Below are 24,125 nucleotides of genomic sequence, written 5' to 3'. Positions count from 1 at the left end.
ACCTATTTGGTTGTAGATTAAATTTGTTTCTTTCTGGTGACCAAACTACCAATTAAGGGGTCGTCAAGTTGTGATCTAGATCGGCTTAGATAGATTACTGAGGGTAAATTCCCACTAAAGTTGGAACTGGGTAACTAAATAATGAACTTTTATGACAGAGATTAAGGTTTGCATACGCTATGTTTTTTAAGAGTTTTTTCAGCTTTCACTTGTTTAGTTAAACTCAGATTGTTACACGATAAACTACCCACCAAGGTGAGTTGTGGCTGCGTTTCTGGTAAGGTGCGGCCGTTGAGGTGATGAGGAGTAAGCGAAGTACGATGGAAAAATATGAACAACTGCTGATTTCACTGCGCCGCGTGATCCGCGCTATCGACATTCATTCGCGGCAACTCAATAAACATTCCGGCTTGACGGGGCCGCAGTTGATGGTGATGCAGAAGATTGCCCAACTCGGCGCTCCCTTAGCTAAGCAGGTGGCCGAAGAAATCACTCTTAGTCCCGCTACTGTGACGACAATTATTGATAGGCTCGAAGGGCGGGGATTAGTGATCCGCAAACGCAGCGAGTCCGATAAGCGTAAAGTCCATCTGTATTTAAGTGAGGCGGGTCACGCATTATTGCAGGAATCGCCTAAACCGCTTCAGGAACACTTTATTAAGCAATATCAAAATCTTGAAGAGTGGGAGCAGAGTCAGCTACTCTCATCGGTGGAGCGCATTGCCGCCATGATGGACGCCGATAAAATTGATGCAGCACCTATGCTGTTGGTGGGTAAAATTCAAGGGGACGAATAATCCCCTTTCAGCTATAAACAATAACAAATCACCGCGGATACCGTGATTTGTTGCATTGGCTAGGCTGCTGGGCAGTTAGTTTCCGTTACGCTATTGATCAAAATCTCAGTCACTGGCGTGTCGCTAAAACCGTTGCTGGTTTTGGTTGGCACAATGCTTATCTGATCGACCACATCCATTCCTTCGACGACTTTACCAAACACGGCATAGCCATAGCTGCTCGCCGAAGCATCGAGCTGCGGATTATCTAACACATTGATAAAGAACTGTGATGTCGCTGAGTCAGGCACTGTGGTACGCGCCATCGCGATAGTGCCACGTTTGTTACTGATACCGACGGCGGCCTCATTTTTAATCGGCGCGCTGGTCGGTTTGCTTTGTAATCCCGTAGTGAAACCGCCGCCTTGGATCACAAAGTTATTGATGGTTCTGTGGAATAAAGTGCCGTTATAGAATGACTTATCGACATATTGTTTAAAGTTCTTACCCGTGATCGGCATATGGGTGAGGTCGATGGCTAAGGTTAAATCCCCCTTTGTGGTACTCATTAAATAACAGACATCGGCGCTTAAACTCGGTGGGGTCGGGTCAGGTTTTGGGATATTGGGAGTGAGCTCATCTTCGCCACCGCCGCAGGCAGTGAGGGCTATGCTCAAACTGCTGGCGAGTAAAAGTCCCGTAATTCTTTTCATATCAATTTCCTTATTTTTGCGTCGTTCGCCACGCCTTTGCCTGCTTGGATAATGTAAGCGGGCATAGGTAAATGTTGCGATTAAGTGTTGTTTTTGTTTTGTGCGCGCATAGTGACAGAGCGATGAAGGGGATTTCAACATTAAAAATGTAATTGATACAAAGTGTTGCAGCTAATGGCTGATGCTGGCGTTGCTGCTTGAGTGGCGGAGTCAACTTCAGCGCAGCTTCTAGAACCTGTCCTCGAAGATTACACACTGTTTTGCTTGCGCCATTTAAGCGCGTTGCACCTTTTTTAACCACTATCTGCTTCAAACTAGTGCGTTGATAAGATTACCCCAAGGGCAATGGCTGGGGTAATGAAGAGGTATATTAGATTCAAGATGCTGATTTATAAGTTTTCTTTGTTGTCATCTGGCTGACACAAATCTGTCTTCATGCTGTTATTTTGCGCTGGCATGGTTACTGCCTATCTAAGGCTATGGATGAGCAGTCGCGGGGGCGACAAATATGGGGCTGGATAAGTTGCTGTATTTGCGGGGCGTGGGAGCAGACTTTACTGACTGCTTCGGCAAGTACATCCGCATTCCCGAGGCTGAGAGGCAAGGGATTTTGACCTGTATGTTGCAGGAGAAAAACACTCAGGCCTGCGAGGCAAAGGATGAACCATTAACGAGTTTACTCAATGGTGGCGAGCTTGACGCTCAAGTGTATCAACTCGATGCTCACCATTGGACACAAGTGTTGCCGGCGTTTCATTGGAGCTATGTCGACGAACCTTGGGTCTGCCTGTATTTACCTCAATCTTACCGTGGCGCTCTGCTGCTCACCTTTACCTGTGAAAAAGGGGACAGGGTTATCCTCGAGGTACCGTTTTCGGCGCTAAAACCGATCGGGGATTATCGTATTCAGGCGCAGGAGTTGGCGAAATTTGGCACTAGCCCCTTTGCCAATGAGTGTCAGTTCCTGCAATACCGCCTTGACCTTTTAGGCCATGAGTTTTATTGCCGTGATGTGGACGATACCAGTGAGCCATATATCGATTCAGAGACTCGCCGTTCATGGGAAAATGTTAGCACCGCGCCAAATACATCTGACAATAAAGACAACTTAAGTGATTTATCTTGCCTGGGGCTTGGGTACCACACACTGAGCGTCAGTTTGCTTGGGCTGGCGGATGATCAGCAAGGCGTATCAAGTGCAGGAACGTCAGCAGCAAGTATATCTTCTGCAAGCAAGGCGACTGAATTCCATGGCACTTTTATGGTGGCGCCGAGAACCGCGTATCAAGGGGTGATGAGCGCTGTGGCTCAAGGAAAGCGCCATAAACCTTGGGGCGTGAGTCTTCAGCTGTATAGCCTGCGCAGCGAAAGCCAATGGGGTATCGGCGACTTTGGCGATTTAGAGCAACTTATTGGTTTAGTGGCCGAGTATGGCGCCGATTTTATTCAACTCAATCCATTACATGCCTTAGATATTGCCGCGCCGGAACATCCGAGTCCCTATAGTCCCTGCGATCGTCGAAGGCTTAATCCTCTGTATATTCATTTACCTAGCGTGCCTGAATTTGAGCCATTAAAGGCGGAGTTTGCGGCGAAGGAATGGCAAGAAGCCATCGCCCTACTCAATGCGGAGAACTGGCTCGATTATCCCAAGGTGAGTGAACTTAAGTACCGCGCATTTGCACGTTTATACACAGTCTTTTGCGAACACCATTTACAGCCCAACACACCAAGGGCGCAGCGGTTTGAGGATTTTGTTGCAGAGCAGGGCGCGCCGCTCAGGGAATTTGCCCAAGCAGAATCGCTACGCAGTCCAAGGGCCATCGCACAGGATGAAGGCTTTTATTTATACCTGCAGTTTGTGGCCGAAGATCAACTGCAATTGTGCCAACTCAAAGCCAAAGAAGCTGGGATGGGAATAGGGCTTATCCGCGATTTGGCCGTGGGCGCCGCGTTGCAGGGCGTTGAGGTCCAAGCCAATTCGCAGCAGTTTTGCTTAAACGCCAGCATAGGCGCACCGCCAGATCCCTTCGCGCCGCAGGGACAAAACTGGGGTCTCACGCCCCTCGATCCCGTCAAACTAAAGCAGCATCAATATCGTCATTTTATTGAGCTGACTCGCGCCAACATGACCCACTGCGGTGCGCTGCGAATCGACCATGTGATGGGACTGCTGCGACTCTGGTGGTGGCCACTAGATAAGCGCCTCGGCCATGGCGCCTATGTGTATTACCCGGTCGAAACCCTGTTGGCGATTCTCTGCCTTGAGAGTCAACGTGCTCGCTGTGTGGTGATTGGTGAGGATTTAGGCCTAGTGCCGCCCGATATTATTCATCGCCTGTATCAGGCGGGAGTCTATTCCAACGAGCTTTTCTACTTCTGCAAAGACCATCAGGGCTTTAAGCCACCAAGCCATTATAAGTTCCAGAGTTTGATGATGCTGGCAAACCACGATGTGCCGACCTTAGTGGCTTGGTGGACGGGCAGCGATTTGCACCTGAGGCGACAACTCGAACTACTCAAGACAGATGATGAATTGGGAGAAGCGCTCGCAGGGCGAGAGCAGGAAAAACACCAGCTCGCGCAGTGCTTAATCTCCCAGGGCTTATTAGCCGAGACAGATATTCAACAGATTGATATTGAAGCTTTATTAACGGCGTGGATGCCCTTTGGCGCCTCGGGCAACAGCGCACTTTACAGCGTGCAATGGTGCGATCTGCTAGGGGACCGCCATGCGGTGAATATCCCCGGCACTTGGCTCGAGTACCCCAATTGGCAGCGGCGATTGCCCATCAGCCTAAGTGAAGCAGCTGGTAGGCCTACGCTGGCTAAGCGTTTGCAACGCATTGCTGCGGCAAGACATTTGCCAGAAACGGCTGCGCATACAGATACCCTTTGACTAAAAATGGAAGCCAAATGATGACTCAAGCCCAGACTTACTTCTATGACGGTAGCGATGTCGCGCTGTTAAACGGTCAATATACGGATGTGTTTTCCCTGCTTGGTATGCACAGTATCAACGAGGGCAAGGCCTTGGTGGTGCGCTGTTTTTTACGCAATGCCCAAAAGGTTGATGTGATAAGTCTTAAGGATGGCCGCAAGGTGGCGAGCCTTGAGCGCGTCAATGAGGCGGGGCTATTTGCGGGTACGCTTGGCAGACGGGTTAAGCCCTTTTTGTATGCGCTACGGGTGACTTATCCCCTCTGTGAGCTGGATATTATCGATCCATATCAGTTTGGCTCGCTCCTCAATAGTGAAGATTTATACCTTTTTGGCGAGGGGAGTAGCGAACAGGCCTATCGCTTTCTCGGTGCCAACTGGCGCCAAGTTGATAGCGTTGAAGGCGTGCATTTTTGCGTATGGGCCCCCAATGCTAAACGAGTCTCTGTGGTGGGGGATTTTAACCACTGGGACGATACTCGCCATGTGATGCGCCAACATCTGGCCAACGGCTTGTGGGAGATTTTCCTGCCTGCTGTTGCCGAAGGCGCGCACTATAAGTTTGATTTGGTTTATCAAAATGGCGAGCGCCACGCAAAATCCGACCCCATGGCGACCCAAATGGAATGTGCGCCGCACAATGCCTCCATAGTGCCGAAAAAACACCAACACCCGTGGGCAGATTCACAATGGATGCACAAACGGGCGAGCACAGCTTGGCATCGCGCCGCTATGTCTATCTACGAAGTGCAGTTAGGCTCTTGGCGCCGAAAAGGTGAGTTTGGTGAACAATATTTTGATTATCAAGACTTAATTGAGCAGTTGATCCCCTATGTGAAGCAGCAAGGTTTTACCCATATCGAGTTGATGCCAGTCAGCGAGTACCCCTTCGACGGCTCTTGGGGATATCAACCCGTTGGTCTGTATGCACCGACCCATCGTTTTGGCGATGCCAATGGCTTAAAGGCCTTTATCGATGCCTGCCATCAGGCCGAGATTGGCGTGTTACTCGATTGGGTCGCGGCGCATTTCCCTAAGGATCCCCACGGCCTTGTGCGTTTCGATGGCACTTGCCTCTATGAACATGAAGATCCGCGCAAAGGCACGCACCCCGATTGGGATACGCTGATCTATAACTACGACCGCGGAGAGGTGCGCAGTTTTCTGCTCAGCAATGCCTGCTATTGGCTGCGGGAGTTTCACTTAGATGGGTTAAGGCTCGATGCGGTGTCATCCATGTTGTACCTCGACTACAGCCGCGAACCCGGACAATGGCTGCCCAATGCCTATGGCGGACGGGAGAATTTAGAGGCGATTCATTTTCTGCAAATGTTGAATCAACGTTTGTATCAAGCCTTCCCCGGCATTTGCATGATAGCCGAAGAGTCAACCGCCTTTGCAGGCGTGACTAAGCAGACGGATAGCGGCGGGTTGGGGTTTGGTTTTAAGTGGAATATGGGTTGGATGAACGACAGCTTAAGCTACTTAGGCCGCGATCCTATTTATCGCCAGTATCACCATAACCAGCTGACCTTTAGCCTGATGTATGCCTATTCGGAGCAATTTATGCTGTCGATAAGCCACGATGAAGTGGTGCACGGCAAGGGCTCTTTGTTGCATAAAATCCCCGGCGATGATTGGCAAAAATTTGCCACCCTCAGGGCCTATTACGGTTTTATGTGGGGGCATCCAGGCAAAAAACTGCTGTTTATGGGCAGCGAGTTCGCCCAGCGCGACGAATGGAACCATAACCATAGTCTCGATTGGCATTTGCTTGCTTTTGAGCCCCATCAAGGCGTGCAGCGCTGGCTTCGGGATCTTAATCGGCTTTATCGACAATACCCCGCTTTATCTGTGCTCGACTATGAGTCGCAGGGATTTCGCTGGCTCGATTGTGACAATGGTCGCGACAGTATTTTTAGCTTTGTTCGCTATGGCGAGGGCAGTGATGTGCCCTTAGTGTTTGTGGTGAATATGACACCCACTCTGCACCAAGGATTTCGTATCGGCTTGCCCCAAGGCGGGGATTTTTGTGAGTACCTCAATAGCGACAGTCATCTCTATGGTGGCAGCAATCAGGGGAATGCGGGCAAGGTGATTGCCGAAGATTTACCTTGGCAGGGCATGGCATCGAGCGCACTGATCACTGTGCCGCCTCTGGGGTGCTTAATTCTCGGGCCTGCGACAGAGGCGCCAAGAGATACCAGCCTATGACGAATCCTGCGCCTGCAAATGCTGATGGCTCAATCGCCTATAACCTAAGCGCGGGGCAGCCTTTTCCCTTGGGAGCGACGGTCGATGATGGCGGGGTGAATTTCGCCCTGTTTTCGGCCCATGCCACTGGGGTGGAGTTATGTCTGTTTGATGCCCAAGGCGAGGTGGAAATTCAGCGTATCGCCTTGACGGAGCAGACCCAGCAAATCTGGCATTTGTATGTGCATGGACTGAGTGCAGGTCAGCTTTATGGCTACCGTGTTTATGGTCCCTACGAGCCGCAATTAGGCCACAGATTTAATTCGCATAAGTTGTTGTTAGACCCTTACGCGCGCCAGCTTGTGGGGCGTTATCATCACCATATCGCCAACTTTGGCTATGAGATTGATAGTCCTAATGAAGACTTATCTTTCAGTGCCTTAGATAACGCGGCTTTTGTCCCCAAATGCAAAGTGGTCGATACTCGCCCTCTTTTGGATGCGGCTAAGGCGCATGCTATTCGGCCTCTCTTGAGTAAGCGTGAGCCACTTCCTCTTGAGCAGTGCATTATCTATGAGATGCACATAAAGGGTTTTACCGCACTGCACCCTGAGATAGATGCGCCGCTGCGTGGCACCTTTGCAGGTCTCTCCTCCCAAGCCGCGATAGATTACTTAGTTAATCTCGGCGTAAATTGCGTCGAGTTACTGCCTGTTCAGGCATTTTTCTCCGAGCCTTTTTTACTTGAAAAACAGCTATCTAACTATTGGGGGTATAACAGCATTGGCTTTTTTGCGCCTGAGCCGAGTTATCTCTCGAGTGAGGATATCGCTGAGTTTCGTAACATGGTGGATGCACTGCATGGCGCGGGTATCGAAGTCATTCTCGATGTGGTCTATAACCACAGCGCCGAGGGTAGTCGCCTCGGGCCGACCTTTAGCTTTCGCGGTATCGACAATCTGAGTTATTACCGCCTGCATCCAAATGATAAACGCTTTTATATCAACGATACCGGCTGCGGTAATACCTTAAACCTCAACCATCCGCGCATGTTGCAGTTGGTGTTAGATTCGCTGCGTTACTGGGTCGAAGTGATGGGTGTCGATGGTTTTCGTTTCGATTTAGCCGCCTGCCTTGGCCGCGAAGCCTATGGATTTGACCCAGGTAGCGGTTTTTTTGATGCGCTGCTGCAAGACCCAGTACTTTGCCAGGTGAAACTGATTGCCGAGCCTTGGGATATAGGTCCAGGTGGGTACCAACTGGGTAATTTCCCGGTAGCTTTTAGCGAGTGGAATGACAGATACCGTGACACTATGCGGCGTTTTTGGCGCGGCGATCATGGCATGTTGCCCGAGTTTGCGCGGCGTTTTCATGGCTCAGGGGATTTCTTTGAGCACAGCGGTAGGCCTCCCGCCGCCAGTATCAATTTTTTAACCAGTCACGATGGTTTTACCCTCAAAGATTTAGTGAGTTATTGCGAGCGGCATAATTGGGCCAACGGTGAAGAAAATCGCGACGGTCACCACGAGAACTTCAGCCATAACTACGGAGTAGAAGGCGACACTGACGACGCGACCATTCTTGCTCTGCGCGCCCGCCAGCAACGCAATCTATTGACTACATTATTCCTCTCCCAAGGGGTACCTATGTTACTCAGCGGCGATGAGACGGGCCGCACTCAAGGCGGGAATAATAACGCCTATTGCCAAGATAACCCATTGAATTGGTTCGATTGGTCAGCGGATGGCATGGATAGCTCATTACTGAGTTTCACCTCACAGCTGATTGCCTTGCGTAAACGCTTCCCGCTGCTGTGCGCCAAACGTTTTATCCATGAGCAGCTAGTGGCCAATGCCTTCAATTGGTCGCCTGAGGCATCTTCACCCCAAGCATCAACCCCTGTCTCAACCCCATCGGGGGCAAGGCTGGATTGGTTTAGCCGTCAAGGTGAACCTATGAGCAAAAGCCTGTGGAGCGAGTCCATGGGGCGCAGTCTTAGTGTGGTGTTATCGGGCAATTTAACTGCCACTCAGCCGCAGACTCAGAGTGACAGCCTTCAAGCGCTGCTGTTGATGGTTAATGCCGATGAGCACCCCTTGGCCTTTACCCTGCCGGTTTTTGACGGTTTAGGGCCGTGGCAATGCCTGCTGCATACCCAAACTGACCCACAATTTTTAACTCACACTGAGCCGCTGGATGCTCAGTCCTCACCGACGCGATATTTGCTACAGGATCGCAGTCTTATGCTGTTTCATGCTGATTTTATAAGGAATTAACTATGAGTCATAACAGTGAGCTGAGCCCAAATACCAGCGGCGTTACTCCCAAAAAACGTTCAACGAAGACGGGTGAAAGTAAGAGCAAAACCGCTCACGAACCCTGCGAGCCCTGTGATGCCTTGCCTGCTTCTTTTACTCGCCATGTTCGCTATGGATTAAGCCGCGGTGAAGGGGCGCGTGGTGAATTATTTCAAGCGCTGGCTCTGAGCGTAAAAGAGCAAATGCTGGATGATTGGCGTGAGACGCGCATCAAAGATAGCCGCTATGACAACAAGCAAGTGGCCTATTTATCACTCGAATTTTTAATGGGCAGAACACTAGGCAATGCCTTGTTAAACTTAGAGTTAGAGCAAGATAGCCGCGAGGCATTAAGCCATTATTCTGTTTCTCTCGAGGAGATAGAAGAGGCCGAACATGACGCGGGCTTAGGCAATGGTGGCCTTGGGCGGCTTGCAGCTTGTTTTCTCGATAGTTGCGCCAGCATGGACTTATCCGTTACTGGGTATGGCATTCGTTATGAATACGGCATGTTCGCCCAAAAGATAGTTGATGGTTATCAGGTTGAGCGCCCTGATCGCTGGTTACGTGAGGGAAATCCATGGGAGGTACGTGTACCGCACCATAATGTGACGGTAAAGTTCTTTGGTCACACCGAATCCTATGTCGATAAACAAGGGCGCAGGCACATGATTTGGGTTGATACCCAAGATGTGCTCGCCGTGGCCTACGATATGCCTGTTCCCGGTTATCGCAATGGCCGGGTTAATAGCTTAAGACTTTGGAAGGCTGAAGCCACCGATGATTTTGACTTAGCAGAATTTAACCAAGGGGATTACACCGAGGCGGTGGCGCGCAAAAATCTCGCTGAGCAGATCACTATGGTGTTGTACCCCAACGATGCCAGCGAAAACGGTAAAGAGTTGCGGCTGCGTCAGCAATATTTTTTGTCTTCCGCTAGCTTACAAGCAATTTTAAAACGTTGGGTGCATCACCATGGCAATGATTTCACTCATTTTGCTGAAAAAAATGTGATGCAATTGAATGATACCCACCCAAGTATTGCGGTTCCCGAGTTAATGCGGCTGCTGGTGGATGAATATGGCCTCGAATGGGACGCCGCGTGGGCGATCACCAGCCACACTATGGCCTATACCAATCACACATTGTTGCCCGAGGCGTTAGAGCGCTGGCCCGTGCGTATGATGGCACTGATGTTGCCGCGAATTTTAGAAATCATCTATGAAATCAACGCCAGATACCTCGATTTAGTTGCCCACCACTGGCCGGGGGATGGCGCTAAACTGGCCAGCATGTCGATTATTCAAGATGGCCCCGATCCCCACGTGCGCATGGCCTACTTAGCCATAGTGGCGAGCTTTTCGGTAAACGGTGTGGCGGCGCTGCATACCCAGTTATTAAAGTCGGGCCTGTTTAAGGATTTTTATAGCCTGTGGCCGGAGAAATTTAACAATCGCACCAATGGCGTGACCCCAAGACGTTGGTTAGCCCACTGCAATCCTTCACTCGCCAAACTGTTAACTAACCATTTAGGCAAAGGTTGGGTGACGGACTTAAGCCAACTGACGGCGCTCAATGCCTTAACCCAGGACGCCAGCTTTATTCAAAAGTGGCGTGAAGTGAAGCAAGCCAACAAGGCGGTGCTGGCCAAGATGATTGCTAAGGAATGTGGCGTCGAGTTTGACCCTTCAATGCTGTTTGATGTGCAGGTTAAGCGGATCCACGAGTACAAGCGTCAGCTACTTAATATTCTGCATGTGATTCACCTTTACCATCAAATCCAGCAGGGGCATACAGAGCATCTGGTGCCACGCTGCGTGCTGATCGGTGGCAAGGCTGCGCCCGGTTACTTTATGGCGAAACTCATCATCAAACTCGCCAGTAATGTTGCCCATATGGTTAACTGCGATCCTGTGGTGGCGCCGTATCTGCGTTTTGCGTTTCTGCCCAATTACAACGTCAGTGCCATGGAAAAAATTTGCCCAGGAACTGATGTCTCCGAACAAATTTCCACCGCGGGTAAGGAGGCCTCTGGCACGGGCAATATGAAGTTCATGATGAACGGCGCACTCACCATAGGCACCTTAGATGGCGCCAATATCGAGATGCTCGAAGAGGTCGGCGAGGATAACTTTTTCCTCTTTGGCCTTAACGCCGAGCAAGTGTCCCAAATGCGCTGTGATTACCAACCGCAACGGATTATCGCCGAGTCCCAGGCCTTATCCGAAGTTATGGCTTTACTCAAGAGCGGCCATTTTAACCTGCTCGAACCGGGAATTTTCGACCCCATTATCGCCTCAATTGAAAGCGCGGATGATCAGTGGATGACGGCGGCGGATTTCGATAGTTATCGCCTCGCTCAAGAAGCCGTGGCTAAGGCCTATAAAGATCCGAAAAAGTGGACGCAAATGAGTATTCGCAACACGGCGGCCAGCGGTCGCTTCTCCAGTGATGTGACGATTGCTGGCTATAGAGATGATATTTGGAAACTGTAACGGAGAGATTAATGAGCAAAGGAATGCGCAGTGGTATGCAATCCTGCGGCCTTAGGGCGGCAGGGAAGAGTGGTTGTGAAGCAATCGGCACTGATGTGCTATTTGGGGAGTAGAGCCTATGTCTAATGTACGTTATATCAGTAATTTAACTCGTGAAACCTATGCATTGATTCTGGCTGGTGGCCGAGGCTCGCGTTTACATGAACTCACCGACTGGCGCGCGAAACCCGCGCTGTATTTCGGTGGTAAGTTTAGGATCATCGATTTTCCGCTGTCGAATTGCATCAACTCGGGGATCCGCCGCGTTGGGGTAGTGACCCAATATAAGTCGCACTCGTTAATTCGCCACGTCATGCGCGGTTGGGGCCACTTTAAAAAGGAATTAGGTGAGTCGGTGGAAATTCTGCCAGCCTCACAACGTTACTCTGAGAATTGGTATCAGGGCACGGCCGATGCGGTATTTCAAAATATAGACATCATCCGCCATGAACTGCCCAAGTATGTGATGGTGCTCTCGGGTGACCATGTGTATCGCATGGATTACGCTGGCTTACTGGCCGCCCATGCTGAGTCCGGAGCCGATATGACAGTCTCCTGCCTCGAGGTGCCTGTGGCCGAGGCGGCGGGTGCATTTGGGGTGATGGAAGTCGATGACGATATGCGCATTTTAGGATTTGAAGAAAAACCTAAGCATCCTAAACACTCCCCAGGCAATCCCGAGAAGTGCCTTGCCTCGATGGGCAACTATGTGTTTAACACAGAGTTTTTGTTCGATCAGTTGAAGAAAGACGCGCAAAATGCCAATTCCGATCGGGATTTTGGTAAAGATATTATTCCCTCGATCATCGAAAAACATAAAGTGTTTGCCTACCCCTTTAAGAGTGCTTTCCCCAACGAGCAAGCCTATTGGCGCGATGTGGGTACCTTAGATTCCTTCTGGCAGGCCAATATGGAATTGTTATCGCCCACGCCTGCCTTAAATCTCTACGATGCAAAATGGCCGATTTGGACCTATCAGGAGCAATTGCCCCCCGCCAAGTTTGTGTTCGACGATGACGATAGACGCGGCATGGCGGTGGATTCGATTATTTCCGGCGGCTGTATTATCTCGGGCGCGACAGTGCGCCGCAGCGTGCTGTTTAACGAGGTGCGGGTTTGTTCCTACTCCGTGGTTGAGGATTCAGTCGTGTTGCCCGATGTGGTGGTGCTGCGGCACTGTAAGATTAAAAACGCCATCATCGACAGGGGCTGCATCATCCCCGAAGGTACAGTGATTGGTTATAACCACGACCATGACAGGGCAAAAGGCTTTAGGGTGTCTGAAAAAGGCATCACCTTAGTCACCCGCGATATGTTAGGGCTGCCGGTGGGCTATGAGTAAGGCCAAGTTGATAATCTGCTTGAATATTAACCCTGTTGGAGTATGAAGTTAGGTGAAACGCATATTAATGGTTGCGGCGGAAAATGGGGCGCTGAAAGGGGCGAAAGTGGGCGGTATGGCGGATGTGATCCGTGACTTGCCCCAAGCGCTCGCGGGTGTTGGTATCCAAGCTGATGTCATTATGCCCAGCTACGGATTTTTAACGGGCTTTGACGCCAAACTTATCCATGAGTTTGAGGTGAGTTTTGCTGGGCGACAGGAGCCGATTAAGTTGTATTGGCTGGCGCACCCAAAGGTGGAAGGTGCCAATATTTACTTGCTCGAGCATGGGCTGTGGCAATCGAGCCCCGGGCAGATTTATAGCCAAGGATCGAGTGATCGCCCCTTTGCCGATGATGCGACTAAGTTTGCGCTTTTGTGTGCAAGCGTTGCTAAAGCCTTAGTGGCAGGGCTTGTGCCTATGCCAGAGCTCTTACATCTACACGACTGGCACACGGGATGTTTAGCCATGCTGCGGGCGCTGGCGCCTGAGTATCAAGCGTTACAAAGCATAGCATGTGTGTTTTCGATTCATAACCTTGCGCTGCAGGGGATAAGGCCGCTGAGCCATGAAACCTCAAGCTTTGCGGCTTGGTTTCCTCATTTATTCGCCCAGTTGGATGAGGGACAACGCGCCCAGATTATCGATCCCCGTTATCCCCATTGCATTAATCCGATGCGGATGGGGATTGCACTGGCGGATAAAGTGCATCTCGTCTCACCCACCTACGCCAAGGAGGTATTGCTTCCCTCTCGCCCAGAGTTGGGCTTTTTTGGTGGAGAAGGGCTTGAGGCCGATTTGCAACACAAAGCCGATCAAGGTCGAGTACTGGGGATTTTAAACGGTTGCGAATACCCAGAGGCTTTAGCTCAAACTTCCCTCGAACGTATGGGATTAACTGAGTTTAGGGCGCTACTGAATTGCATAGAGTCGGCCTTAGTGCAGTGGCAGGGTGGGCGAACTCAGGTGAGTTGTGTTGATATGATTGCCTTTACTCGGCTGCAAGCTCTGTGGCGCCAAGCCTCTGCGGGGGAGTTCCCGGACTTTCTGTTGACTTCGGTCGGTCGGCTGACCGATCAAAAAGTGTTGATCCTTCGCCATATTTTACCTTCAGGCTTATCGGTATTAGAGACGTTACTGCAACAGTTGCAGCAGACGCAGCCCAAGGCTCTATTTGTGTTGCTTGGCAGCGGTGACCCCGAGATAGGGCAGTTTTTTCAAACCCTTGCGGCTAAGTATGCTCATTTTGTGTTTCTACAGGGATACAATGAGGAACTCTCGCAGTGTCTTTATCAAGTGGGTGATTTGTTCCTGATGCCAAGCTCCTTCGAACCCTGTGGTATTAGCCAAATGCTTGCCATGCGTAGCGGTCAGCCTTGCCTTGTCCATGGTGTGGGCGGATTGCGGGATACGGTCGAGGACAATGTCGATGGTTTTGTGTTCTATGGCGAAGATATCAAAAGCCAGGGCGAGGCTATGCTGGCAACGCTGACCGAAGCACTCGAGAAATTTAACCGTCGGGATTGGACGCAACTAAAGCGTAAGGCGAAAGCGCGGCGCTTCGATTGGCATAGCATCGCCCTTGATTACCAGAAACAACTTTACAACATTTTGTGAATTAGCCCATGTAATTAGATCATGATTTGTAAGCAATTCTGCTACACTTCTGGGGGAGAGTTTTCGTAAGATAAACCATTTCCTCATTTTTGGAGTTGCTTCCACATCCATGGATAAAAGCATTTTTTTACCCTTAGTACAAAATGCGGCGTTATTGCTCGCCTTAGTGTTTTTGTACGATGCAATTCCTAAAAAGCATCAGCGGCAGTATTTTTTGCTGTGGCGGCTGGGGATCGGGTTACTCATAGGTGGCATAGGTGTCGCGATTATGAGTACCCCATGGATGTTTGAACCCGGTATTATCTTCGATACCCGCTCTGTGCTGTTATGTGTTTCTGGCCTGTTTTTTGGTGGTTTACCGACGGCGATTGCCGTTGTTATCACATCCTTGTACCGACTCAGTATTGGCGGTGTTGCCATGTGGGTTGGTGTTGGCGTCATTATCAGTTCCGGCCTTATCGGTGTGATATGGCGGCATTATCGAAAAGCTTACCTTGCGAATATTTCGGGCACTGAAGTAATAGGTTTTGCCTTCTTAGTGCATCTTGTCATGTTGTCGTGGTTTTTCCTGCTGCCGAGTCAATTTGCTATACCCGTTCTCGCAAAAATTACTCTACCCATTTTACTGATTTATCCTCTGGCCACTTGGCTGTTGAGTCGCTTGCTATCTCGCCGTTTTGAGCTAGAGCGGGACGAGCAAATCCGTTTGCAGGATGATTTTTTATTCCGCAGCCAATTTAATGTCGGCAATATTGGGATTGCCATTACTGGCGTCGATCAAAAGTGGATCAAGGTGAATCCAAGATTATGCCAGATGCTTAAATACTCGGAGGATGAGTTGCTGCATATGACTTGGAAGCAGCTCACTCACCCCGATGATATCGAAGCTGATGTATTGAAATTTGAGCTAATGCTTGAAGGGGAAATCGATAATTATGAATTAGATAAACGCTTTATTGCGAAGGATGGTTCACTGGTTTACACCCATATGACAGTGGCATGTAAGCGCGCAAACCATCAAGTCTTACTGGTTATTGCTGGCTTTTTGGATGTAACAGCTCAAACCCTTGCCGATAGGGAAGTGCTCGCCAGTCGTGAGCAACTTGAGTTGGTTCTGAGCAGTAGTGATCTTGGCGTATGGGACTGGGATATTCGTAATGATCATATCGAGCGTAATACTCGCAGCGCAGATATCTTAGGTTGCGATATCGATATGCTCAATGCCAATAGCCGCCAATGGATGGACTCGATTATCGCCGAGGACAGGCCCAAGGTGCTGCACTCCATCGAGGCCCATATTCGTGGGGAAACGCCGCAACATAGGATGGAATATCGCTTAAAAACCCTTAATCGTGATATCCGCTGGATTTTAGATACGGGTAAAGTGGTGAGCCGCGATGCCAATAACAACGCCTTGAGAATGTGCGGTACTTATACCGATATCACTGAAGCGAAGTTGATTGAGGAGTCTTTAAAACTCTCAGCATTGGTCTATAACAATAGTTCTGAAGCCATGAGTGTGCTCGATGAAAATGGCGTGATTATCACAGTAAACGCCGCGTTTACTGCAATTACTGGCTACAGTGAGTCTGAAATTCGTGGGCAGCATATTCGTATGCTGTATTGCGACCTGAATGGGCATGATTTTTATACTCATATGAATAATGACATTCGTGAAAAAGGCGAGTGGCAAGGAGAAATGCGCCAACGGCGTAAAAACAATGAAGAATACGTGATTTGGCTAACTATCAACACAATTAACGACAAAGAAGGTCAGCCCTATCGCCGTGTGGCATTGTTTTCTGATATCACAGATAAAAAACAGAGCGAGCATTTGATCTGGAAACAGGCCAACTACGACACGCTCACGGGCTTGCCGAATCGGCGCATGTTGCTCGAATATTTAGCCGCCGAAATCAAAAATGCCGACCGTAATCGAAATCACTTTGCTCTGATGTTCCTCGATTTGGATTACTTTAAAGAAGTGAACGATACCCTAGGCCATGCTATGGGGGATCTCCTGCTGATAGAAACCGCCAGTCGCTTAAAATCCTGTGTGCGGGATGCCGATGTAGTGGCGCGTCTCGGTGGGGATGAGTTTACTGTGGTGCTCAGTTCTATGGCTGACCATAAAGGGATAGAGCGGGTTGCCGAACATATTTTAAGGCGCATAGCCGAGCCCTATGTGTTGGGGGAGGAAACCGCCTATATCAGCGCCAGTATCGGCATCACGCTTTATCCTGATGATGCGACCAGCATCGAAGGCTTGCTCAAACATGCGGATCAGGCTATGTACGCGGCGAAAGATCAGGGTCGTAATCGTTTCAACTATTTCACCCCTTCGATGCAGGAATACGCCAAGTATCGGATGCGCTTAATTCATGATTTGCGTCAAGCGGTGGTGAATAAAGAGTTTGAACTGCACTATCAACCCATTGTCACTATGGAAACGGGCGAAGTGCTAAAGGCGGAAGCGTTGCTGCGTTGGTTCCATCCTGAACGGGGGCAGGTTTCTCCTGCGGAATTTATTCCTGTGGCTGAAGATACCGGGCTGATTGTCGAGATTGGCAATTGGGTATTCGAACAGGCGGCGCGCCAAAGTGCCCTATGGCGAAAAAACCTTGGGGTTGAGATCCAAATTAGCGTCAACAAATCACCGATCCAGTTCCGCGATGAGGGTACGCTGTTACACAATTGGTTGGAGTTACTACAGGAATTAGATGTCACAGGTACAGGGGTGTGCGTCGAGATCACCGAAGGGTTATTACTCGATGCCAGTATGGGCGTGACCGAAAAACTCTTGGCCTATCGGGATGCGGGCGTTCAAGTTTCCCTAGACGACTTTGGTACCGGTTATTCGTCCTTAGCGTATTTGAAGAAGTTCGATATCGATTACTTAAAAATCGACCAATCCTTTACCCGCAATATTGATACGGATGAAAACGATCAAACCCTGTGCGAAGCCATTATCGTAATGGCCCATAAACTCGGGATGAAAGTGATCGCCGAAGGGGTTGAAACCGAGGCGCAGCGCCAAGTGTTGCTCAATGCAGGCTGCGATTATGGTCAAGGTTACTTATTTTCAAGGCCAGTGAACGCTACTGAGTTTGCGAGCAAGTATTTGGTAAAAGAGGCTTAGTTGATAGCTGTGTAACCATTGCCCTGCGCTGATAGGCATTTTTTGCCTATAAATGCGTCGTAAACTTTGCTAGACTCCGCGACCCCGTAAAGGGCTTGGTGGCAGTTTGAAAATGAAGGCGATGGATAAGCGTCGTGATTGGTAAAGCCAACTAACAACGCCGCACTTTATGGAACCAAGCTGCACTCAGCGGTTTTGCATTCACACTTCGCACTCACAAAAAGAGCTTTTATGAAATTTGACACACTCGGCTTATCTTCCCCTATTTTGAATGCGATAGCTGAGTGTGGCTATCTGCAGCTCACGCAAGTGCAGCAGCAGGTGATCCCCCTCGCGCTCGAAGGAAAAGACATTATGGCCTGCGCCCAAACGGGCACGGGCAAAACCGCATCCTTTGCCTTACCCGTGCTTGAGCAACTGTCAAAACAGCCAAATGATAAGCCTCTGCTGCGTGCGCTAGTGATGACACCGACACGGGAACTGGCGATTCAAGTTTGCGCTAACATTCAGAAATACAGTCAGTTTTTACCCCTGAAAACCTTAGCCGTTTATGGCGGCGCGAACATGAATCCGCAGCGAAAAGGGGTGGAGCAGGGCGTGGATATTCTGGTGGCAACACCAGGGCGACTATTCGACATTATTGGCCAGTTCCATTTAGACCTCTCTAGTGTGACCACTTTAGTGATCGACGAAGCGGACCGCATGCTCGATTTAGGCTTTGTGCGCGACATTGAAAAGGTAAAACGCCTTATCGCCACTGAGCATCAAACCATGTTGTTTTCAGCCACCTACAGTGATGCGGTCAAGCAGCTTTCCCATAAGATGCTCAATCAACCCGAGTGGGTGAATGTGGCCGAAAATACCACTGCATCTACCGTTGAGCAGCTAGTTTATCGAGTCGATAAACGCCGCAAGGCCGAATTATTGTCTGAGCTTGTCGGGCGCAACAATTGGCGTCAGGTGTTGGTGTTTGCCAGCACCAAGGAATGCGCCGAGCACCTATTGCAGGAGCTCAGCCTCGATGGGATCAGCGCGGGCGTGTTCCACGGGGATAAAACCCAAGGCGCGCGTAATCGTGTGCTCGATGATTTCAAAGCGGGCAAATTGCGAGTGCTGGTGGCGACCGATGTGGCGGCGCGCGGCTTAGATATTCAAGCGTTGCCCTTAGTGATTAACCTCGAATTGCCATTCCTTGCGGAAGACTATGTGCACCGTATTGGCCGTACTGGCCGTGCGGGACTTTCGGGGCGCGCGATATCATTTGTGTCTCCAGCCGACGATGAGATGCTGGCTGAGATTGAGACCTTAATTGGCCAAACCCTGCCAGTGACGGTACAACCCGGTTACGAGGAAGGCACACCGCTGCCTGCGCGTTACCGTGAGGCGCCGACGGCCACCACTAAGACTGCTAAGTGGAATTACAAGAGCAGCCGCAATACGGGGGCTAAAGGCGCAGGCGGCAATGGCACTAAAGCTAATGGCTCGAAAGGCAACTGCGCGCGAGGCAAGGGCGGCTTTGGCGGCAACACCGGATTTAGTCAATCGAGCGAAAGCCAAGCTCGGGCGCGTAAATCGCCAGCCCGTGAAGGTAAATACGCTAAAAATAAGCCGAATACTCAAAAGGGTAAATAATCCCTCTGCTTCGATTTATCTATTTATCAGCGCGCCATTGGCGCGCTTTTTGTTGAGCTTTTACGGGATAATCCCTACACTCGGGTACCCTCAATTCTGTTCGTTGCCATGAGAGTGCCGTCCATGATAGTCAAAGCCATTCCCACCAATATCATCACAGGTTTTTTAGGCGTCGGTAAAACTAGCCTGATTAAACAGCTCCTTAAAACCAAACCCGAAGGTGAAACCTGGGCAGTATTAGTCAATGAGTTTGGTGAAGTCGGGATTGATGCTGGGTTGATGGATGCTAGCGACAGCGGCGTGCAAATTCGTGAGGTGGCGGGTGGTTGTATGTGCTGCGCCGCAGGTGTGCCAACTCAAGTCGCTATCAATCAACTGATCGCCCGTGCTAGACCCGACAGATTGCTGATAGAGCCAACGGGGCTTGGGCATCCCAACGAGATAATCAAAGTGCTTAGCGCGCCCCATTATCACAATGTTATCAGCTTACAGAGCACCCTATGCCTTGTCGATGCCCGCAAATTACGGGATGAGCGCTACCATGGGCACGACAATTTTATCCAGCAGTTGCAGGTTGCCGATGTAATAGTCACCACGAAAACCGATTTATACCCCGAGTTTGAAGCGGCAGAGGGCGGGCGCTTGGCGGAGGACTTAAGTCAATATTTGAATGAGTTACAGCTGAGTGATACTCGTGTGGTTGAACACAATGCATCACAGGGATTATCCGAAACTTTGCTCGACAGCCTTAAGCAGCCACGGCGTCAAAAAGCATTGAATGGCAAATCCGCCGCTTTTACACCAGTGACTGCATCCGCAAGTTTTTTGCGTAAACCTACTGACAACTTAGCATTACAGAGCGTTTTTGCTGAGGAAGCGAGCGAGCAAGGATTTCAGTTTGATGCGCGCGGCTTAGTGCGTAAACACAATCAGGGCGAAGGCTGTTTTAGCTGTGGCTGGGTCGTTGAGCCAATGCAAGAGTTTGATTTTGATAAACTCATGCAATTTATCTCGGCACAGACTCAAGGTCATTCTGCACTTTTGCGGTTAAAAGCTGTGATGATCACCAGCGATGGTATTGCTGGGATCAATTGGAGTGATGGCGATATGGCGGTGACAGAGCTGGACGATAGCCTAGATTCCCGGCTGGAAATGATTGCCACCGAGGCATTGAATTGGGATGCCATTGAACAAGCGCTGCTTGACTGCTTAGTCGTCTGAGTGCGGCTAAGAGATTAATCGATAAGCGCTGAGCTAGGGATGGTAACCCCTCTGATTTTTGCAAGCTTTGCAAGTTCTCCTGAGTCATACATTGCTTGTAAAAATTGATCAAAATGTTGCTGAAGCGGTTGAAACTTCGGATATTTGGGGAAGGCCATAAAACCATCTTGAATATCAATGACCGGCATAATAGGCGTAATGGCCTGCGGGATTTTGATTTGCGAAAGCACGGCTTGAGTATTACGTACATTGGTTGCAAGTAAATCGAGATCGCCGCGGGATAAGCGTTCTATACCACTTTTGAGATCGGCAAATTCATTAATTGTGAGTGTTTTTGTCCGCTCATTAAATCGATAACCATAGCTCCATCCCTGCATTTTACCTATCCGCAATCCGTGGATATTGTCGTAGGTGCCATCCCAAGTTGTGGGATTATTTGTTCTTGCATAAAAAACAATTTCATCGCGATAAAAGGCGAGGGACGAAAAGGCTAAGACTTTCTGCCGTGCTTCTGAAATGTAGGGGCCAATTAGAATATCCGCTTGCCCTCGCTCGACCATTGCCTGAGCCCGTCGCCAAGGTGCGATTTGATAATGAATAACGACTTTCTGTTGTTCGGCAAATCGATTGAGAATATCTACACCTAAACCGCTGTATTCACCATTCGATTTTTGTTCAAAAATCTGGCTAAAAGAGGTGCCAACGGCGAGCAGTTCTTGCGCATTGATGGCGCCGCTTGTGCTTAAAAGTAACAACAGGAGCAACTGTTTTAAGGTGTTTTTTACTGCCATGTTATTCCTTAGATGGCTGCATTATTCCAATTTCAATGGGGTAAGTTTGTTTTATACAAACAATCACTGATTGGGCTATCGATAAATTGTACACCGTTTTGTTTACTGCTTTGTATCTGCGTTAATGCCTTGCTTACGGAAATCTGTTTCGGCAATTAGAGAGTAACTAAATAAATTTATTAGTAATTTGGTGATTTGTAAACTTAGGTTTGCTTGTTTCAGTTTGTATCTTTGCCTCCTTGGTTGTTATACAAGTTTTTATTCAGGCAGGCTCAAGCAAACTGAGTTATGCTGCGCCGCCCATAGGTATTTTTCGATAAGAAGTGAGCCAATGAAGTTACAGCAAGTAGATAAAACGGTTTACCGCAGCAATATGAACCTGTTTATGGTGGCCTTAGTGCTGGGGTTGATTGTTTTATCCTTAAGTTTTGGGGCGGGATTGATTGCGCTCTTTGGTGTTGAGGCTGTGCCCGGTGAGCCAACAGGGAATTTCCACTGGAATCTACTCGGGGTGATTTTGGCGGTGTTACTCTGTAGTGCCATAGTGTATCAACTTAAGACTAAGCCCTTTTTTAGAGAGATTTATTACATCTGGCAGTTAAAGCAGCTACAAAATCGCATTTACCGTAAGCTGAGTAAAATTCGGGGTGCGGCGGCGACTAATGATGTAAATGCCTTGATTACGCTGCTGTTTTACTTTACCAGTTTACGCCAAGTCTATCTGCTGGATGATAATACTTTGACCTTATCCAGCGTTGATAAGGAGTTAAACCAACTGCAAGAGCAGTGCAACGCCTTGGGATTAACGCTCTCGGCCGAGCAATTTGAAGTAGCGTTGTTAGCGGGTTTTTAGTGACATTTGTGCCAAGCATTGTCACATCCAACAAAAAAGTGAGTGCCTACACACTCACTTTTTCTAACTTACTTTTTAGAAATCACTTTTTAGATAAGCCTATTGGGGGCAGAACGTGTACCCCTAAAGACCTCAATCCATTAGTGCACGGCTTGCTGCGCCCGTTGCAGCGTCAGTAACCACTTACCATAGATATAAATCCCTACAGCCGAAATGGTGCCGATCGCGGCGATAATATACCAAGCCATGCCGATATTGTGGCTGTGGTAGAGCAGCTGAGTCAGATCATGGGCGTTTTCGCCAGTAAAGCTGACTAAGGTGGTAAAGGCTTCCCCTTGCGGGATAGCGTTCACATCCGCTGAGCTCATGCCGCGTTCGAGTAATAACTCGCGTGAGAACAATTCTTTCGAGGCAAAAATCTCATAGAGTTTTGGGCCGAAATAACCTTCTAAACCCCAACCAATCCCTTGCGGTAGCATCACAAAACCAAGGTACATGGCTTTTTTACCTTCGGGGGCAATGTTACCCATAAACTCGTTTTTCTTTGGGCTTATCATCATCTCGCCGATGGAGAACATGGCGATGGCAAGCACGATAAACCACGCCGCATGGAAGGCACCGATAAACACAAAGGCTAAGATACTGAGTAAACAGCCAATCAGCATTGCCGTGGTGATGCGGTATTTGGCGGTCAGGGCGGCAATTAAAAAGCAGCTGGTCATAATCAGGCCGGCGTTAAGGTTTAACATGCCCTCAGGCATCACCTTAGTGCCTTCGTTATTTAACCCGAGCCAGAACTGTAAAATGCCGTTACTGGTACCTTCGCTACCAAACAGGCTGGTGACAATCACACTGGTATCGACCCACTCCGAAATATGAATAGGCAGTACGTCGAACAGGGCATTAAAAAGGAACCAAAAGCCAGAGAACACCAGCATGTAATAAATTACGATAGGCTTTTTAAGCTCATGCCAAGCATCGCGCCAGAGTGATTCTTGCTTAATTTCACCGGATTTAATTTGTTGATTACGGGCGATACGCTCGGCTTTACCCGGCTCGGTATAAGTTAATAAAAACAAGAAGTTTAACGAGATAATCGCAGCGCAGGCATAAAACACATTATCCCAAGAAAGTTGGCGCATATGTACGGCAACCAATGGGCCCAAGAAGCCACCGATATTCACCACTTGATAAAATATTCCCCAGGCCATCGAGGTGTTATTGCGATTGGTGGAGAGCACTAAGGTGCCTTGAATGCCGGGTTTAAATATCCCAGTACCAATAGCGAGTAATAGTGCCCCCGATAAAAAGCCCCAAAAACTGGGGAAGAACGCCATGGTCAGGTAGCCCATGATTTTTATCACGGTAGAGCCGAAAATGGTTTCCTTGTAGCCAACCCTATCGGAAATCCCGCCAGTAAACACGGGCACAAAGGTCTGCATAATGGCCCAAAGTGAAATAATGATGCCATAGTCGCTGAGGCTGATCCCCAGACCGCCCGCCGACTCGGGGGCTTTGGCGTACAAGCCCGCACTGGCTTTAACGCCGTAATAGGCGATACGCTCGACCAGCTCCATGCCGCCCACTAACCAAAAAATATAACTTAGGCTAGTGATGGAGGCCCACATGTCTAACTGCTTGACTTCGCGCAGATCATTCTCTGCATTTGGACTATTGTGACTCATGTCCTTCCCTTTATTATTGTTATTGAATTTAATTCTACTAATTCATTATTAATTAAATGGTTAACTCAATTGTTTAGGCAAATAATGCCTAGGTAATTAACCGATTTCGGGCAATATAAGCCTACACTTTACCTAATTAAGGGTTAAATACCAAAAAAGTAGTGAAAAATGATGAGTTTCGCCACATCTGTTATTGAGTGATGCTAGCTTGTTGCAATCACGGAATAAATGTGTACTAGCAGTAAGGCATTGTGCTGATTAGTTTTTGTTAAAATCCACCTCATTCAATCCCTTTGGTATTAAGGCAAAATTTAGGTACAATCCACTGCCGCAATTTTGTTCATCCTTTATT

The 24,125-nt window shown here is 49.0% G+C and carries 15 protein-coding genes; 11 read left to right on the top strand and 4 right to left on the bottom strand.

The window, feature by feature from the left end; genetic code table 11:
• The first annotated feature begins 320 nt into the window (after positions 1 to 320).
• A complete protein-coding gene (locus tag EYR25_RS14070; RefSeq protein WP_133180881.1) occupies positions 321 to 797 on the top strand; it encodes a MarR family winged helix-turn-helix transcriptional regulator in 477 nt (158 codons plus the stop codon).
• A 59-nt stretch (positions 798 to 856) separates the two neighbouring features.
• Here EYR25_RS14070 and EYR25_RS14065 read toward each other — a convergent pair whose 3' ends face one another.
• Both EYR25_RS14065 and EYR25_RS14060 read right to left on the bottom strand, forming a co-directional pair.
• Entirely contained in the window at positions 857 to 1,489 is a 633-nt protein-coding gene (locus tag EYR25_RS14065; protein WP_133180879.1) for a peptidylprolyl isomerase, read from the bottom strand.
• Positions 1,490 to 1,499: 10 nt separating this feature from the next.
• Positions 1,500 to 1,802, bottom strand: a complete 303-nt coding sequence (locus EYR25_RS14060; protein ID WP_133180876.1) for a hypothetical protein — start codon at positions 1,800 to 1,802, stop codon at positions 1,500 to 1,502.
• Positions 1,803 to 1,997: 195 nt separating this feature from the next.
• On the opposite strand from EYR25_RS14060, the gene malQ reads away from it, so the two are divergent.
• The 9 genes from malQ to EYR25_RS14015 all read left to right on the top strand — a co-directional run bounded on the left by malQ (position 1,998) and on the right by EYR25_RS14015 (position 20,444).
• Entirely contained in the window at positions 1,998 to 4,388 is a 2,391-nt protein-coding gene (malQ, locus tag EYR25_RS14055; protein ID WP_133180874.1) for a 4-alpha-glucanotransferase, read from the top strand.
• A gap of 17 nt (positions 4,389 to 4,405) precedes the next feature.
• The gene (gene glgB, locus EYR25_RS14050) at positions 4,406 to 6,643 is read left to right on the top strand and encodes a 1,4-alpha-glucan branching protein GlgB (protein ID WP_165953501.1); all 2,238 of its coding nucleotides are present in this window, start codon (positions 4,406 to 4,408) and stop codon (positions 6,641 to 6,643) included.
• The gene (gene glgX / locus EYR25_RS14045; protein ID WP_133180872.1) at positions 6,640 to 8,898 is read left to right on the top strand and encodes a glycogen debranching protein GlgX; all 2,259 of its coding nucleotides are present in this window, start codon (positions 6,640 to 6,642) and stop codon (positions 8,896 to 8,898) included. The genes glgB and glgX overlap by 4 nt, the downstream gene beginning before the upstream one ends.
• Positions 8,899 to 8,900: 2 nt before the next feature.
• Positions 8,901 to 11,414 (top strand): glycogen/starch/alpha-glucan phosphorylase, encoded by a 2,514-nt coding sequence (locus EYR25_RS14040; protein ID WP_133180869.1) that lies wholly within the window; start codon positions 8,901 to 8,903, stop codon positions 11,412 to 11,414.
• Between the two features lie 118 nt (positions 11,415 to 11,532).
• The gene (gene glgC, locus EYR25_RS14035) at positions 11,533 to 12,795 is read left to right on the top strand and encodes a glucose-1-phosphate adenylyltransferase (protein WP_023268132.1); all 1,263 of its coding nucleotides are present in this window, start codon (positions 11,533 to 11,535) and stop codon (positions 12,793 to 12,795) included.
• Positions 12,796 to 12,862: 67 nt separating this feature from the next.
• Positions 12,863 to 14,452: a glycogen synthase gene (locus tag EYR25_RS14030; RefSeq protein ID WP_165953578.1), complete on the top strand. Its 1,590-nt coding sequence runs from the start codon at positions 12,863 to 12,865 to the stop codon at positions 14,450 to 14,452.
• Between the two features lie 109 nt (positions 14,453 to 14,561).
• The gene (locus tag EYR25_RS14025) at positions 14,562 to 17,591 is read left to right on the top strand and encodes an EAL domain-containing protein (protein ID WP_133180865.1); all 3,030 of its coding nucleotides are present in this window, start codon (positions 14,562 to 14,564) and stop codon (positions 17,589 to 17,591) included.
• 231 nt (positions 17,592 to 17,822) lie between these two features.
• Positions 17,823 to 19,223 (top strand): DEAD/DEAH box helicase, encoded by a 1,401-nt coding sequence (locus EYR25_RS14020; protein WP_133180863.1) that lies wholly within the window; start codon positions 17,823 to 17,825, stop codon positions 19,221 to 19,223.
• A 123-nt stretch (positions 19,224 to 19,346) separates the two neighbouring features.
• Positions 19,347 to 20,444, top strand: a complete 1,098-nt coding sequence (locus EYR25_RS14015; protein ID WP_133180861.1) for a CobW family GTP-binding protein — start codon at positions 19,347 to 19,349, stop codon at positions 20,442 to 20,444.
• A gap of 14 nt (positions 20,445 to 20,458) precedes the next feature.
• On the opposite strand, the gene EYR25_RS14010 is transcribed toward EYR25_RS14015, so the two are convergent.
• A complete protein-coding gene (locus EYR25_RS14010) occupies positions 20,459 to 21,235 on the bottom strand; it encodes a substrate-binding periplasmic protein (RefSeq protein ID WP_133180859.1) in 777 nt (258 codons plus the stop codon).
• Positions 21,236 to 21,566: 331 nt separating this feature from the next.
• On the opposite strand from EYR25_RS14010, the gene EYR25_RS14005 reads away from it, so the two are divergent.
• A complete protein-coding gene (locus tag EYR25_RS14005) occupies positions 21,567 to 22,088 on the top strand; it encodes a DUF3087 domain-containing protein (RefSeq protein ID WP_133180857.1) in 522 nt (173 codons plus the stop codon).
• A gap of 140 nt (positions 22,089 to 22,228) precedes the next feature.
• On the opposite strand, the gene EYR25_RS14000 is transcribed toward EYR25_RS14005, so the two are convergent.
• Positions 22,229 to 23,773 (bottom strand): MFS transporter, encoded by a 1,545-nt coding sequence (locus tag EYR25_RS14000; protein ID WP_133180855.1) that lies wholly within the window; start codon positions 23,771 to 23,773, stop codon positions 22,229 to 22,231.
• Positions 23,774 to 24,125 lie beyond the last annotated feature (352 nt).

Origin of the sequence: Shewanella decolorationis (genome assembly GCF_004354305.1) — a bacterium.
In the GTDB taxonomy this organism is placed as follows: domain Bacteria; phylum Pseudomonadota; class Gammaproteobacteria; order Enterobacterales; family Shewanellaceae; genus Shewanella; species Shewanella decolorationis.
Note: the sequence above shows the minus strand (reverse complement) of the source record. Positions and strands in the feature narration are given on the sequence as shown.

Coding starts and splice junctions, on each gene's coding strand:
- glgC (WP_023268132.1), top strand. CDS start 11,533: ATGTCTAATGTACGTTATATCAGTAATTTAACTCGTGAAACCTATGCA.
- EYR25_RS14040 (WP_133180869.1), top strand. CDS start 8,901: ATGAGTCATAACAGTGAGCTGAGCCCAAATACCAGCGGCGTTACTCCC.
- EYR25_RS14010 (WP_133180859.1), bottom strand. CDS start 21,235: ATGGCAGTAAAAAACACCTTAAAACAGTTGCTCCTGTTGTTACTTTTA.
- malQ (WP_133180874.1), top strand. CDS start 1,998: ATGGGGCTGGATAAGTTGCTGTATTTGCGGGGCGTGGGAGCAGACTTT.
- EYR25_RS14015 (WP_133180861.1), top strand. CDS start 19,347: ATGATAGTCAAAGCCATTCCCACCAATATCATCACAGGTTTTTTAGGC.
- glgB (WP_165953501.1), top strand. CDS start 4,406: ATGATGACTCAAGCCCAGACTTACTTCTATGACGGTAGCGATGTCGCG.
- EYR25_RS14000 (WP_133180855.1), bottom strand. CDS start 23,773: ATGAGTCACAATAGTCCAAATGCAGAGAATGATCTGCGCGAAGTCAAG.
- EYR25_RS14065 (WP_133180879.1), bottom strand. CDS start 1,489: ATGAAAAGAATTACGGGACTTTTACTCGCCAGCAGTTTGAGCATAGCC.
- EYR25_RS14005 (WP_133180857.1), top strand. CDS start 21,567: ATGAAGTTACAGCAAGTAGATAAAACGGTTTACCGCAGCAATATGAAC.
- EYR25_RS14070 (WP_133180881.1), top strand. CDS start 321: ATGGAAAAATATGAACAACTGCTGATTTCACTGCGCCGCGTGATCCGC.
- EYR25_RS14030 (WP_165953578.1), top strand. CDS start 12,863: ATGGTTGCGGCGGAAAATGGGGCGCTGAAAGGGGCGAAAGTGGGCGGT.
- EYR25_RS14020 (WP_133180863.1), top strand. CDS start 17,823: ATGAAATTTGACACACTCGGCTTATCTTCCCCTATTTTGAATGCGATA.
- EYR25_RS14025 (WP_133180865.1), top strand. CDS start 14,562: ATGGATAAAAGCATTTTTTTACCCTTAGTACAAAATGCGGCGTTATTG.
- glgX (WP_133180872.1), top strand. CDS start 6,640: ATGACGAATCCTGCGCCTGCAAATGCTGATGGCTCAATCGCCTATAAC.